The following is a 14,098-nucleotide window of genomic DNA, read 5'->3' as shown; positions in this document are numbered from 1 at the left end:
GTAAACTTTCGTTTTATGACTCTGTTTAAGAACGGCGTGCGTTCAAGCAACACCATTCTTTCCTTTTCCACAGGGTAGCAACGACCCAGCCATTTTGCTCTAAGGCATCAGCAACAGCTTTGGATTGCTCCAATAAAATGCCACTAAAGATAGCCCAAGTGGTAGGTTTAGCGATCGCACTCATTTCTGGAACTAACTCAATAATCACATCAGCCAAAATATTGCAGACGATGCCATCCACTGGTTTGTTAATCAGTTTCGGTAAAATGTTGACACTGCCTTCAGTTGCCACCAAGCGTTCTGGATTAATATCGTTGAGTGCGCGATTGCTGCAAGTTGATTGCACCGCCAAAGGGTCAGTATCTATTGCATAAACTTTCTCTGCTCCCAATAGCACCGCCCCTATCGAAAGAATACCGGAACCACAGCCAATATCCGCAATTACCAGATGTTCTGGTTTTTCCCCTTTATCAACGAAAGATTGAGGAACTTGACTCAGTCTCATTTCCAGAGATTCCAAACACAGCTGGGTTGTGGCATGGGTGCCTGTACCAAAAGCCACACCGGGGTCGAGGCGAATTACCAGCCGTTCTAATGATTCTGGCAATGGGAGCCATGCGGGGTTAATCAGGAAGCGATCGCCTACTTCCTGAGGTTGCCAGTATTGTTTCCAGCTACTAGACCAATCTTCTTCATCAATCAAGTGCCAATGCAGGGCAGGGGATGACAGCCCTACACAGAGGGCATCTTGACGTAACCGCAGGGATAGCGCCGCTAAATCTAGTAGTTGTGCTTGAAATTTTGGTAAATAAGCCTTGACGAAGAAAGAATTACCTTTAGTTTCAGTAGCTGTACCACGACAGCCAAAATCTTCCAGTCGCCAAAAGATAGAATCTTCTAGGTCTGGCTCACATAAAATTTTCAGTTCCCACCAAGTGTTTGCCATAGAATTTTAGATTTTAGATTTTAGATTTTAGATTGGGGACTAGGTAATGGGTAATGGGTAATGGGTAATGGGTAATGGGTAGTTGTTTTTTCCTCTTCCCCAATCCCCTATTACCCATTACCAATCCAAAATCCAAAATCCAAAATCCAAAATTAAAGTGTTACTGTATACGCATCCCGAATCCCAGGTACTTTAGTAATTTCATCCAAAATACCATCGGGTAAAGGGTCATCTATACTCAGAGCCATCACCGCATCACCACGGACGATTTTGCGACCTACCTGCATACTGGCAATATTCACATTAAAACTGCCGAGTAGGGAACCGAGTTTACCAATAATTCCTGGCATATCGCGGTGCAGGGTGAACAGCATATATTTGCTGGGGGGGACATTAATCGGGAAACCGTCAACGTCAGTTAGGTGGATTTCTTTTTCACCCAACAAAGCACCAGTGACCGAGTGAGTACCCAAAGTTCCTGTAGCTTCTAGATGCAGCGAGCCTGCATAATCACGAGCTGAGGCATCCCGCGTTTCAATTACCCTAATTCCTCGTTCTTTGGCTTCTATGCTGGCATTGACATAATTTACCCGTTCCCGCAGGGCTTGGTAAAGTAGTCCTTTCAAGGATGCTACTACTAAAGGCTGGCTCTTGTTGGTTGCTAGTTCGCCTTGCAGTCGCACATTAAGTAATTCTACCCGACCGCCAGCTAGTTGTCCTACCAAGTTACCCAAGGTTTCTGCCAACTGCATATAGGGCTTGAGTTCTTCCAACACATCGGGGCCGAGTCCGGGAATATTGACAGCTGAACGTGCTGGTAGTCCCAAGAGGACATCGCGAATTTGTTCGGCTACGTCTATGGCTACATTCACTTGGGCTTCTGCGGTGGAAGCTCCCAAATGGGGGGTGAGGATCACTTCTTTACCTAGCGATCGCAAATCGGATTCACCAAGGGGTTCTGACTCGAACACATCCAAGGCTGCACCCGCTATTTTGCCCTCTTTAATCGCTACTGCTAAAGCCGCCTCATCAATGATGCCACCACGAGCGCAGTTAATAATCCGGGCTGTAGGTTTCATCTTCGCCAAGGTTGTGGCGTTGATTAAGTGGGTTGTTTCTGGGGTTTTGGGGATGTGTAGGGTGATATAGTCGGATTGCCGGAAGAGCAAATCTAGATCCACTAACTGACAGCCAATCTGTTCAGCTCGGTCTGTAGAAATAAAGGGATCATAAGCTAGCAATTTCATCCCCATTGCCTTAGCTACAGCGGCAACATGGGAGCCAATTTTACCTAAACCGACAATACCAAGAGTTTTTTTGTAGACTTCCGCACCAATAAAGCTATTGCGATCCCATGCACCGCGTTTCACTGAAGCGTTAGCATCAGGGATATGACGAGACAAAGACAGCATCATCGCCAGTGCGTGTTCAGCAGCAGCGATTGTGTTCCCCTCTGGAGAATTTACAACTACAATTCCGTGACGTGTGGCAGCGGGTACATCTACATTATCCACACCCACACCAGCACGACCGATGATTTTTAATTGGGTGCCAGCTTCAATAATTTCTTGAGTGACGCGAGTACCAGAACGAATCATCAGCGCGTCGTACTCACCAATAATTGCCACCAGTTCTGCTGGTTTTAAATTTGTTTTGACATCAACCGTGGCAACTTGGGAAAGAATGTCAATTCCAGCTTGGTCAATAGTATCGGAGACAAGAACCTTGGACATGATTACTTCATTTTAAAGTTACAGGTTTTGCTGTAGAAGACTTTTAAGTTTAGTCTTTATCAGTCGCTATTCAGCAAAAATTATTTGTTTGCATATCAAAGCAGCCTTCATCCACGCTTTATAGTGATGGTGTCAGAGCGTCAGTTGAAGGGGTGAATGTGGCGCTGCCTCTTAAGTATCGCAAGATAAGTGGCTGTTGGCGTCACTCTCTCGGTAAATATAAACCATGAATCGCCCCAACCCCCAGATATTTATTAATAGTTAAGAGTTAGCAGGATTTTGGAGCGCAAAGCAGCATTCCTACTTCGGTTAAAAATCTTGACTCTTGGCTGGACAGCACCAGGTGACGATTAACTAGTGTGTTAGCGATTCTAAACTAGCACAAAATTCTATAACTCCAGAGATTGCACCACAGGGGTATCTGTTAAAGACATAAACCGACAGAAAGAAGGTATAAACACGGTATGGACTGTTATTAGACTGTCACTTACAGATTAAGATAATTTATGTCACAATTGAGAAAACTGCTATTAATCCTACCGTTGCACAAGCCATAACCTGTCTTAGAGTCTGTCAGATGTTGTCTAACTGCCTCCGTGACATCAAAGGATATGTCTACATTTTGGCAGACGATGAAATCCAGATCATGATCTTACCTAGTGGAGAATGGAGGTTTATCGATGAAGCGTGATTTTTCCCAAATGTCAAGATCAGAACTGAGAGCATATGTACTGAAAAATCGCGATGATTTGGAGGCTTTAGATATTCTGGTTAGTCGTCGCACTCCAGACTCGGAAGCAACATGGTACGGGCCAATGGCGACAGAAGACGGTGTACCAATAAAAGAAAATATTAGGTTAGCTGAAAAGGCTATTCAGAAACGAGCCGAGTTAGATAGACAGCATTAGGCAGGTAAGTCAATGCTGAACCTTTCAGTGGAAGTTACGGAATAAATATATTAGAAGAATATCCAAGCTTAGTATTTAAAACTTTCAATTTCAACAATAATATATAGTTATTTAAAAACAAGAAATTCATCAACTAAAACAATTGTCTTATAAATAAGATTGAGTAATGATTAAAATCTGCAAATACCTAAAAAAACTATTGCTTTCATTGCTAGTTAAGATTCTTGTAAAACTTTTAAGTACGGAAAAAAGGAGACAGTTGTGGACAAAATCAAATGAGCAAGTCGTTCAATTTATGAAACAATCTGGATATGAAGATCAGGCTATACCAATTGCAGAATCTGCACTAGCAGGAGCATTTGAAGAAGGTTTTCGATTATCTCAAAAAGCAATTGATTATTTAGTAGAATGGAATACTGAAGCTGAAATTGCTTCTAGTATTTCTCAAACAACACAACAAGTTGTTGAAATATTGGTCAATGTACCTGGTATGACTATGGCTCATAGTAGAGATTTTAAAAGAGCAACACCTTTGTTTACACTGAAAGATAGAACAGTAGTTAAACTTTTTATAAATCCGGCACAAGTAAAACACATATTTTTAGCAAATTCCAACAACAAAATGATATTTGGAGGCTATGTAGGTTGGATTCATCACAAAAATTTAAATGAAGCTATTGATAATATAAAGAAAAAATTTAATTAGGAGTTTAGTAGTTTTTCTGCAAAAAGGAACGGCAGTAATTGGATCTATTTTACGCAAATTAATTAAAGAAAACTACATAATAGAGCAGCGGGCTTTTCGGCCCGCACTACAAAATTTACAACAATTCAGGGTCAACGCCTAGCTCACGTAACTTAGCAGCTAATAACTCAGCGCGTTGACGTTCTTGTTCAGCGCGTTGGCGTTCTTGTTCTGCACGTTGGCGTTCTTGCTCTGCTTGTTCGTTACTCCACAACAGCAAATTGCCTTCCTGATCCCACCACCGCAACCAGTTTATAGTTTGACACAATCTTTCACCTTGCCAAATTCCCAGAAATATCTCTAATTCAGGAATCCAAAACCTTCCATTGCTATCTGCTGGTTGCAAAGTATATTGTCCATTTTGCAAGTGTCTCACTTCTAAACTTGGTTCATAGGGGTCATAGGTGACGTAGGTTGGAACCTTGAGAACCTGTTCGTAGAAATAGAGCTTACCATAAGGCAGAGTGGAACGAACTGATAGTTCTCCACCTTCTGTATCTGAGAGAAATTCCATCACCACAGCGACAGGTGCGCCTTCTAAGTTTGGGGTATAACTACGACGCACCACATTAGCGGCTACAGGCTGCACTTGAGGCACATAAAACCAGTCGGGGGCTTTAACGATAATTTTTTTGTTAACTGTGGCTACAAGTCCAAAATTGGAGCCAATCAGCATCTGTGGTTGAATGCGTCCTGTAGCTCCCAAGGCATCAGTGAGTGCCGCAGCGAGAGGGGGTTGCTGAATATTTTCCACAGGGTCATCAGGTAAAATAAAGTCGGCTGGGAGAGCTTCCCAAGTAACAATTGGTTCTTTTTGAGTGGGGTGAGTTTGTAGAAGCATAGAACTACTCCTAAGTATATTTCTTTTGCCAAAACATTTATTTTTCAGGATTCATAGACTACTATTCTGGAAACTTGCGATCGCGCACATCCACAGAATAATCCTGCACAGCCTTGGTAATTGTTTCCCGCAGATTTGTATAAACTTTGGCAAAAGGTGGCTGCTTCTCTGTCAGTCCGAGTAAATCAGAAGTAACTAAAACCTGACCATCACAGTCGGGGCCTGCACCAATACCAATAGTAGGAATACGGAGTTTTAGAGTAATCTGCAATGCCAACTCAGCGGGGATATGCTCTAATACGATTGAAAATACACCGGCTTGTTCCAAAGCGATCGCTTGATTTAAAATCCTCTCCCCTGCTTCCTGAGTTTTTCCCTGTTGTCGCAAACCCAGTTGATGTACTGATTGGGGTGTCAAACCTACATGACCCATCACCGGAATTCCCGCTTGCACCAACCGCGCCACAGTTTCTAACATTGCGGGATGTCCACCCTCCAACTTGACCGCCTGGGCTCCCGTTTCCTTCAACACCCGCCCAGCGGAGTGCATCGCTTGTTGGACACTTTCTTGATAAGTCAAAAATGGCAAATCTACGACTACTAAAGCGCGTTTTACCCCACGGCGTACAGCTTTAGCATGGTGGAGCATCTCTTCTAAGGTGATTGGTAGAGTGGTTTCATATCCCAGCACTACTGCCATAGAGTCCCCCACAAGGATTAAGTCTACACCAGCTGCATCTAACAGATGAGCGATCGCATAATCCCATGCAGTCAAGGCGACAATTGCACGTCCCTGCTGTTTCCATTGAATTAATTGCTGGGTGGTAACTGCCATAGCCAATTTTAGATTTTAGATTTTAGATTTTGGATTGGGTAATTGGTAATTGGGAGCAAGATTTTCAGATTCAAGGATTAACATGATTGATTTGACGATGATTTAGATTAAGGAGTGCTCATCCAAAAATCCTTAAATCCTGATTGGTAATTCCTCCTTACCCAGTAACCAATCCCCATTGCCCCTTATCCCCAGAGGGAGCACTAATTTCCCCAATCCCCAATCTTTACTTAACAGCCCGACTAAAAGCAAGATGGGGTTTTGCCATACCCATTTTAGGCATTACCCAAGCCAGACCTTCGCTAGTACCAACCCACAATTTATTGCCGATATCCGGCGCAATAGCCAACACCCGACTGGAAGGAAGACCAGCAACTTCGTCTAACACAGCTCCGGTATTTGGATTCAATCGTAGCAAACCATTGCTAGTCCCGACCCAGACACTACCATCTTTAGCAAAACGTACTGATGTCACATTTCTTCCCCGCAGGCGAGTTACAGACCGTAGTACTATGCCATTTTTCGGGTTAATTACTAGCAAATTATTCGGCATCCCCGCCCAGATTAACCCTTCAGGGCTGATAGCTAGAGCTTGCACAGTCGCCCCTGGTAAAACAGCAATTCGCTTCATGATCAAAGCATTAGCAGTATTAACTCGCACCAATCCCTCAAGAGTACCCACCCACAGTTGACCTTCAGCATCTAAAGTTAGGGCATTGGCGCTGACACCAGGCAGATTTTTGACTGTCGTCATAGTCAAGCCTTGGTCGGGACTAATTAAAGCTAAACCGTTATCAGTTCCTGCCCACAAATAACCCCGCTTGTCAAGCAATAATGACAATACCCGTTTAGAAGGCAACAATAAATTCTGCGCGGTGATTTCATTGGTGCGTGGGTCTACCCTTGTTAATCCCTCATAATTTCCCACCCACAAACGTCCTACTTTATCTTGGGCTAATGCACCAATAGCAATATTCGGTAAACTAACGCGAGCCACAATTTTCCCAGTATTCGGGTCAATCCGTGATAATCCCCGCCAAGAACCTACCCAAAGATTACCTGTAAAATCTCCCAACAAGTCGCTGACACGGTAATCAATTTCTATCGCCTGCTCTTCTATTCCCCGTTGATTAGGCAAAGGGACTACTTGCGGTGGTGGTGGAGCAGCTGGATAAGTAGGGGCTTTTTGTGCTGTTGTCGGTATTGCCATATTTGGCACAGCTATCAACCCCAGTAGAACAGAAGTAATCAAACAACTAGTACGCCTGCCAAACAATACCACAGTTATATTTCCTTTAAAGACAGTACCCATAACTATTACCTAAACTGGCTTCAGCTTAATTGCAGTGTTCCCCTAAACTAGTATTTTTTAACGTCACGGGCAATTTTTCGCCAATCCCAGCAGCCTAACAGCCCCAATGGGGAACCCTTAGCCTCTCAAGCTCAATACAATTATTGATAATCATTTGTAAATCATTCTTAACAAAATGTTTAAAATTTTATGAATGTAATAATAAATTTAAATATTCAAGTTAAAAATTTTCAAAGAATAACTTATGCAATTTATTGATATATTGTGAGACAAGCTACAAATTTACGAGGTGTGCAATTTTTTATCCTCTGCTCACCACTAGGCTAAACCTGTTTTAGTTAAATTCCCTCCCTGTGTCTTTCCCGTCAATGGGCAAGATAGAAGGAGTAAGGAGCCAGGAACGTGAGCCAGCCAGCCCACTCCCCTAAATTCCCCGAATTTCAAGGGATTATCTAAAATGATGCCTGCAAAGTGCAGAACTTTAGGCGCAATTGAGCAGGTTTAGTAGGGTACGAAGAAGAGATAAAAATAACTTGTATTGGTGGGACGAGGGAAAAATACAAACGCTAAGTCGCGCGCCCCTAGAAGGGGAGAACACTGGGGAGGAGGTCTAAAACCGCTACCTAGTGTCGGTCGCAGAACCATCGCTAACCTCTGCCAAAAGCACCCATAATCAACAATTTTTCCTAATCTTCCCCTGATTAATTGGGGAAAAAGTGGGGGTGAGGGAAAATTGCATACCACGTGATTTGCAAGTAAAAAGAGTGACTTCTGGGAAGAAAATTATGTCTTACGCTCAAACGAAAACTCAGGCAAAAACTGGGTATAAAGCCGGGGTTCAAGATTACAGACTAACTTATTACACACCTGATTACACACCCAAAGATACAGATATTTTAGCGGCATTCCGTGTTACCCCTCAGCCCGGAGTTCCCCCCGAAGAAGCAGCTGCGGCAGTAGCGGCTGAGTCTTCCACCGGTACTTGGACAACTGTGTGGACAGACTTGCTGACCGATCTAGATCGCTACAAAGGTCGTTGCTACGACATCGAACCAGTTCCTGGTGATGACAACCAATTTATTGCCTACATTGCCTATCCTTTGGATTTGTTTGAAGAAGGCTCTGTAACCAATATGTTGACCTCGATTGTAGGTAACGTATTTGGTTTTAAAGCATTGCGGGCACTACGTTTGGAAGACTTGCGGATTCCAGTTGCTTACCTCAAGACCTTCCAAGGGCCTCCCCACGGTATCCAAGTTGAGCGCGACAAATTAAACAAATATGGTCGTCCCCTGTTGGGTTGTACCATCAAGCCCAAATTGGGTTTGTCAGCTAAGAACTACGGACGCGCTGTATACGAGTGCTTGCGTGGTGGTTTGGACTTCACCAAAGACGACGAAAACATCAACTCTGCACCATTCCAACGGTGGCGCGATCGCTTCTTGTTCGTTGCTGAAGCTATCCACAAAGCTCAAGCTGAAACCGGTGAAATCAAGGGTCACTACCTGAACGTCACCGCCCCCACCTGCGAACAAATGTTGCAACGGGCTGAGTACGCTAAAGAACTCAAAATGCCCATCATCATGCATGACTACCTCACCGCAGGCTTCACCGCCAACACCACATTGGCTCATTGGTGCCGCGATAACGGTATCCTGCTACACATTCACCGTGCTATGCACGCTGTAATTGACCGTCAAAAGAACCACGGTATCCACTTCCGCGTATTGGCTAAAGCCCTGCGGATGTCTGGTGGTGACCACATCCACACCGGTACTGTAGTTGGTAAGTTGGAAGGCGAACGTGGAATCACAATGGGCTTCGTTGACCTATTACGTGAAAACTACGTTGAACAAGACAAGTCTCGCGGTATCTACTTTACCCAAGACTGGGCTTCTCTACCTGGCGTCATGGCAGTTGCTTCCGGTGGTATCCACATTTGGCACATGCCCGCACTTGTAGAAATCTTTGGTGATGACTCCGTACTACAATTCGGTGGTGGTACTCTCGGTCACCCCTGGGGTAATGCTCCTGGTGCTACAGCTAACCGCGTAGCTTTAGAAGCTTGTGTTCAAGCTCGTAACGAAGGTCGCAACTTGGCTCGTGAAGGTAACGACATTATCCGCGAAGCTGCTAAGTGGTCTCCTGAACTCGCAGTTGCTTGCGAACTTTGGAAAGAAATCAAGTTCGAGTTTGAAGCAATGGATACCGTCTGATCTGAGTAAAAAGTTAAGAGTTAAGAGTTAAGAGTTAAATTAATTGATAACTCGTAACTCATAATTCTTAACTTTTGTGGGCTGGGGTCAAGTATGAATCTAAAGCAAATTGCGAAAGACACAGCCAAAACTCTCCAAAGCTACTTGACTTATCAGGCGCTGAGGACAGTTCTGGCACAGCTGGGCGAAACAAACCCGCCATTGGCGCTTTGGCTGCATAACTTTTCCGCTGGCAAAATCCAGGATGGAGAAGCGTATATTGAAGAACTGTTTCGCGAGAAATCTGATTTGGCCTTGCGGATTATGACTGTCAGGGAGCATATAGCAGCGGAAGTTACCGAGTTTTTACCGGAAATGGTTCGCACTGGCATTCAGCAAGCCAATATGGAACAACGTCGCCAGCATTTAGAACGCATGACGCAAATCAGTTTATCAAACCCCAGTCCTGACGCAGAACAGCAATTAATCTCAGATCCGAATTTGGATAATTTATCCAATTAGTTCGATCAAGCTAGTAGTAAACAATCGCACCCCATTATCAACAGCTATGCAAACTTTACCTAAAGAGCGTCGTTACGAAACCCTTTCCTATCTGCCCCCCCTCTCTGACGCTCAGATTGCCAAGCAGATTCAGTACATCCTCAATCAAGGTTACATCCCCGCCATTGAGTTCAACGAAACTTCTGAGCCAACAGAATTATTCTGGACAATGTGGAAGCTACCTTTGTTCGGCGCTAAATCTACTCAAGAAGTACTGGGCGAAGTCCAAGGATGCCGTTCTCAGTTTAACAACTGCTATATCCGTGTTGTAGGTTTTGACAACATCAAGCAGTGTCAAGTTCTCAGCTTTATCGTTCACAAACCCAGCAGATACTAAGCTTTAAGTATCTACTCTGTGACCAATAGCATGAGTTTTTAACGCAGAGGGGTGCTGAGGTTTACGCAAAGGTACGCGGAGTAATTATCTGCGTTAATTTGCGTTTCCCTTGGCTAACCTTTGCGTTTTTACTGTCATTATTTCCGTAGGTTTTAATGAATTTATCACACCTGCCCGAAGTCAGAATTTGTTTTGTTGGTGAGTCATTTGTCAATGGAACAGGTGATCCTGAGTGCCTTGGGTGGACAGGTAGAGTATGTGTGAATGCTAATAAAAAAGGTTATGACATTACTTACTATAATTTAGGAGTACGGCGAGAAACTAGCACAGAACTTAAAAATCGTTGGCTGAGAGAAGTTTCCTATCGTCTACCTAAAGAATATGCCGGCAGGGTTGTATTTTGCTTTGGCGCTAATGATACTACTATAGAAGATGGTAAAATTCGTGTTGAGGTGACAAAATCAATTACTAATATTCGACAAATTTTAAGTGAAGCAAAGCAATTGTATCCGGTATTAATGGTTAGCACTGCCCCTTGTGGAGATAAAGAACAAAATAAAAGAATTGCTAATTTATCTCAGGAATTTGCTTTAGTTTGTCAAGAATTAAATATACCTTATTTAGATGTTTTTTCTAAATTGATAAATTCAACTATTTGGCTGGAAGAAGCAAAAAACAATGACGGTGCTCATCCTAGAACCGCAGGTTATATAGAATTTGCCCAAATTGTGGAAAATTGGGATGAATGGTTAAATTGGTTTCCTCTAACTTAATTTAAAATTCAAAGCTAGGATAGTGATACCAGGTTATTTTTCTATTCTCAGGTGGTACTTATGCAGCAAATTACTCTCGCTGAAGCGTACTATAATCGAGGAATTGCAAACTATTTTTTAGAAAATTTTGAGGGGGCATTGGAAGACTTTAATGAAGCTTTGCAAATTAATCCTAACAATACCAAATTTCTCATTGCAAGGAGTATAATTCAATCTGTTTTAGGAGCAATAGAAGAGGCATAGAAGGGAATTTTATTGATAAAACTGAGAGAGAATTTGATAATATCAACAATATCAACGATAATAACTACTCTGCCCAATTCGAGAGTGATAGGTATGATAGTTGGCTCGATTATGGTTATATGAATGATATCATAAATCCCTATGAAGTATACTAAGTATAGACTAGCATTTATTTTATTTGTTTCCAGGTAGTAATTATGCAGCAAATTAATCTAGTCGAAGCATCCCAACACTTACCTGAATTAATTGAAGCAGCACTCAATGGTGAAGAAGTTATCATTATCAAAGATAATCAACCTGTGGTGAAGTTAACTCCTATGTTGCCAGTTAAACGCCGTCGTCAACCTGGAAGCGCAAAGGGTTTAATTACAATATCTGAGGACTTTGATGCACCTCTAGAAGATTTTCAGGATTATATGTGATGATGTTCTTGCTAGATACACATACTTTTATTTGGTATCTGACAGACAATTCACGACTTAGTAATCAGGTAATAGAGTTAATTAATGACGAAAATAATCAGATTTTGTTGAGTATAGCTAGTCTCTGGGAAATAGCAATCAAGCAGAGCATAGGCAAACTTACTTTGAATCAGCCTTTGCCATTTGAGATATTTATAACTCAGCAACTCAATCTTAATAATTTCACTTTGCTCAATATCACAGTTAGTGATATTGCTGTAGTTTCCACTCTACCTTTACATCATCGTGACCCGTTTGACAGAATATTAATTGCACAGGCGATAGTGGGAAATATACCTGTACTGTGCGCTGATAGGATTTTTGATGCATATCCAATTCAGCGTTTGTGGTAGATAGCGATCGCTTTCTAGGGAAAAATAAATTAAAAATATGTACCAAAAAAACTTAACATAACATTAATAAGTCTTAGCTAGTGATAATTTTATGAGTTACTATATTGCTCCGCGATTTCTCGATAAACTTGCTGTTCATATCACCAAAAACTTCTTGAAACTCCCTGGTGTGCGCGTTCCCTTGATTTTGGGGATTCATGGCCGCAAAGGTGAGGGTAAGACTTTTCAATGTGAGTTAGTGTTTGAGAAAATGGGTATCGAGGTGACTCAGATATCTGGTGGAGAATTGGAAAGCCCTGATGCGGGAGATCCAGCGCGTTTAATTCGTCTACGCTATCGGGAAACGGCGGAACTGATCAAGGTGCGCGGTAAAATGTGTGTGCTGATGATCAATGATTTAGATGCAGGTGCGGGACGCTTTGATGAAGGCACTCAGTACACGGTAAATACCCAGATGGTAAATGCCACTCTGATGAACATTGCTGATAATCCTACAGATGTGCAGTTACCTGGAAGTTACGACTCAACGCCTTTGCATCGTGTGCCGATTATTGTCACAGGGAACGATTTTTCGACTCTCTACGCACCATTAATTCGGGATGGGCGGATGGAGAAATTTTACTGGGAACCCAGCCGAGATGACAAGGTGGGGATTGTCAGCGGGATTTTTGAACCAGATGGACTTTCCCAGGGAGAAATTGAACAGTTAGTTGATACTTTTATCAATCAGTCAGTTGACTTTTTTAGCGCTTTGCGATCGCGCATTTATGACGAACAAATCCGCAACTTTATCCATCAAATAGGCTTTGAGCGCATTTCCTTGCGGGTGGTGAATAGCTTGGAAGGGCCACCAGAATTTAAAAAGCCTAATTTCAGCTTGTCTCACTTAATCGATCAGGGTAACTTGATGGTGGGTGAACAACAACGGGTGGAAACTTCTCATTTAGTTGATGATTACAATCGTCTGAATAGAGGTAGAAGTTACCAACCTGCGCCACCTGCACCGGTGACACCAACTAGTCAGCCGTCAAGTAATGGATCTCAAAAACAGCAAGTATCAAATACCCATTTAACCTTAGAAACACAAGAACAAATCCGGCAACTTTTATCTCAAGGTTACAAAATTAGTATTGAACACGTGGATGAACGCCGTTTCCGCACGGGTTCTTGGCAAAGTTGTGTTAATAGCCACATCGATGCCGAGTCAGATGCAATCTCAAGTTTGGAAGCATCTCTAGCTGAGTATAGCGGTGAGTATGTGCGTTTGGTAGGTATTGATCCGAAGGCGAAGCGGCGGGTGGTGGAAACGATTATTCAGCGTCCGAACGGCACCAAGTAAATTACTGGAAAACTAACTTACAAACATGACCAAGCTGATTGAATACGAAGAAGCCAGCGACGAAGTCCGCGCCGTGTATGACGACATCCGCGCCACCCGCCAGACTGAGTATATCAATAACTTCTGGAAATCTATCGCCAATCATCCCCCTACCCTGCGGCGAACCTGGGAAACGTTGAAGGAAGTAATGGCTAGTCCTGGTGAAATTGATCCATTGATGCGCGAATTGATTTACATCGCGGTGAGTGTGACAAATGGCTGTGATTATTGCATCGCCTCACACTCGGCGGCGGCTCGTGCTAAGGGTATGAGCGATGCTATGCTAGGTGAACTGATGGCGATCGCAGCTACGGCAAATATGACCAATCGTCTGGCCAATGGTTATCAGATTCCGGTGGATGATCTGCTATATAAATCCTAGACAAGTCTAGACATTTACTTCTTACTTCAATGGGAGCATGGGAGCGGTTATCCCTCAGTAAGCTTACACGCTGTAGCCAAACGTGATAAATTAAC

General features: G+C 43.0%; 17 protein-coding genes. 12 read left to right on the top strand and 5 right to left on the bottom strand.

The features are described 5' to 3' along the window. Window positions 1-25 precede the first annotated feature (25 nt). Complete coding sequence (gene prmA / locus H6G32_RS08505; protein WP_190457086.1) at window positions 26-946, bottom strand: 50S ribosomal protein L11 methyltransferase; 921 nt, start codon at window positions 944-946, stop codon at window positions 26-28. Between the two features lie 152 nt (window positions 947-1,098). Then, window positions 1,099-2,679, bottom strand: coding sequence for a phosphoglycerate dehydrogenase (serA, locus tag H6G32_RS08500; RefSeq protein WP_190457084.1), 1,581 nt, complete (start codon window positions 2,677-2,679; stop codon window positions 1,099-1,101). Window positions 2,680-3,148: 469 nt separating this feature from the next. On the opposite strand from serA, the gene H6G32_RS27360 reads away from it, so the two are divergent. The 3 genes from H6G32_RS27360 (at window position 3,149) to H6G32_RS08490 (ending at window position 4,293) form a co-directional block, all read left to right on the top strand. Continuing rightward, a complete protein-coding gene (locus H6G32_RS27360; RefSeq protein ID WP_375539793.1) occupies window positions 3,149-3,370 on the top strand; it encodes a DUF6888 family protein in 222 nt (73 codons plus the stop codon). Continuing rightward, on the top strand, window positions 3,360-3,587 hold the full coding sequence (locus H6G32_RS08495; RefSeq protein ID WP_190457082.1) for a DUF6887 family protein: 228 nt from the start codon (window positions 3,360-3,362) through the stop codon (window positions 3,585-3,587). The genes H6G32_RS27360 and H6G32_RS08495 overlap by 11 nt, the downstream gene beginning before the upstream one ends. Before the next feature lie 295 nt (window positions 3,588-3,882). Next, window positions 3,883-4,293 (top strand): hypothetical protein, encoded by a 411-nt coding sequence (locus tag H6G32_RS08490; RefSeq protein WP_190457080.1) that lies wholly within the window; start codon window positions 3,883-3,885, stop codon window positions 4,291-4,293. A 115-nt stretch (window positions 4,294-4,408) separates the two neighbouring features. Here the strand turns inward: H6G32_RS08490 and H6G32_RS08485 are convergent, their stop codons facing one another. The 3 genes from H6G32_RS08485 to H6G32_RS08475 all read right to left on the bottom strand — a co-directional run bounded on the left by H6G32_RS08485 (window position 4,409) and on the right by H6G32_RS08475 (window position 7,320). Then, entirely contained in the window at window positions 4,409-5,173 is a 765-nt protein-coding gene (locus H6G32_RS08485) for a Uma2 family endonuclease (RefSeq protein WP_190457078.1), read from the bottom strand. A 61-nt stretch (window positions 5,174-5,234) separates the two neighbouring features. Further along, window positions 5,235-6,008, bottom strand: a complete 774-nt coding sequence (gene panB, locus H6G32_RS08480) for a 3-methyl-2-oxobutanoate hydroxymethyltransferase (protein ID WP_190457076.1) — start codon at window positions 6,006-6,008, stop codon at window positions 5,235-5,237. 226 nt (window positions 6,009-6,234) lie between these two features. Continuing rightward, window positions 6,235-7,320, bottom strand: a complete 1,086-nt coding sequence (locus H6G32_RS08475; protein ID WP_190457073.1) for a ligand-binding sensor domain-containing protein — start codon at window positions 7,318-7,320, stop codon at window positions 6,235-6,237. Between the two features lie 785 nt (window positions 7,321-8,105). Here H6G32_RS08475 and H6G32_RS08470 point away from each other — a divergent pair. From H6G32_RS08470 to H6G32_RS08430, 9 genes are all read left to right on the top strand, one after another. Beyond that, complete coding sequence (locus H6G32_RS08470) at window positions 8,106-9,536, top strand: form I ribulose bisphosphate carboxylase large subunit (protein ID WP_190457071.1); 1,431 nt, start codon at window positions 8,106-8,108, stop codon at window positions 9,534-9,536. 93 nt (window positions 9,537-9,629) lie between these two features. Next, window positions 9,630-10,037 carry a RuBisCO chaperone RbcX gene (gene rcbX / locus H6G32_RS08465; protein WP_190457069.1) on the top strand — a complete coding sequence of 136 codons (408 nt, stop codon included), beginning with the start codon at window positions 9,630-9,632 and terminating at the stop codon, window positions 10,035-10,037. A gap of 46 nt (window positions 10,038-10,083) precedes the next feature. After that, entirely contained in the window at window positions 10,084-10,413 is a 330-nt protein-coding gene (locus tag H6G32_RS08460; protein ID WP_190457067.1) for a ribulose bisphosphate carboxylase small subunit, read from the top strand. 155 nt (window positions 10,414-10,568) lie between these two features. Next, on the top strand, window positions 10,569-11,186 hold the full coding sequence (locus H6G32_RS08455; RefSeq protein ID WP_190457064.1) for a GDSL-type esterase/lipase family protein: 618 nt from the start codon (window positions 10,569-10,571) through the stop codon (window positions 11,184-11,186). Between the two features lie 60 nt (window positions 11,187-11,246). After that, window positions 11,247-11,429 carry a tetratricopeptide repeat protein gene (locus tag H6G32_RS08450; RefSeq protein WP_190457062.1) on the top strand — a complete coding sequence of 61 codons (183 nt, stop codon included), beginning with the start codon at window positions 11,247-11,249 and terminating at the stop codon, window positions 11,427-11,429. Window positions 11,430-11,626: 197 nt separating this feature from the next. Beyond that, a complete protein-coding gene (locus H6G32_RS08445; protein WP_190457060.1) occupies window positions 11,627-11,851 on the top strand; it encodes a type II toxin-antitoxin system Phd/YefM family antitoxin in 225 nt (74 codons plus the stop codon). Next, window positions 11,851-12,243 carry a type II toxin-antitoxin system VapC family toxin gene (locus H6G32_RS08440; protein WP_190457058.1) on the top strand — a complete coding sequence of 131 codons (393 nt, stop codon included), beginning with the start codon at window positions 11,851-11,853 and terminating at the stop codon, window positions 12,241-12,243. Before H6G32_RS08445 ends, H6G32_RS08440 begins: the two co-directional genes overlap by 1 nt. A 91-nt stretch (window positions 12,244-12,334) precedes the next feature. Further along, window positions 12,335-13,582: a ribulose bisphosphate carboxylase small subunit gene (locus H6G32_RS08435; protein WP_190457055.1), complete on the top strand. Its 1,248-nt coding sequence runs from the start codon at window positions 12,335-12,337 to the stop codon at window positions 13,580-13,582. Window positions 13,583-13,607: 25 nt separating this feature from the next. Beyond that, window positions 13,608-14,003 carry a carboxymuconolactone decarboxylase family protein gene (locus H6G32_RS08430; protein WP_190457054.1) on the top strand — a complete coding sequence of 132 codons (396 nt, stop codon included), beginning with the start codon at window positions 13,608-13,610 and terminating at the stop codon, window positions 14,001-14,003. The last annotated feature ends 95 nt before the right edge of the window (window positions 14,004-14,098 follow it).

This window comes from Cylindrospermum sp. FACHB-282 (assembly GCF_014697195.1).
Classification (GTDB): domain Bacteria; phylum Cyanobacteriota; class Cyanobacteriia; order Cyanobacteriales; family Nostocaceae; genus Cylindrospermum.
The sequence above is the reverse complement of the archived record's forward strand: the minus strand, read 5'-3'. Positions and strand labels throughout refer to the sequence as shown.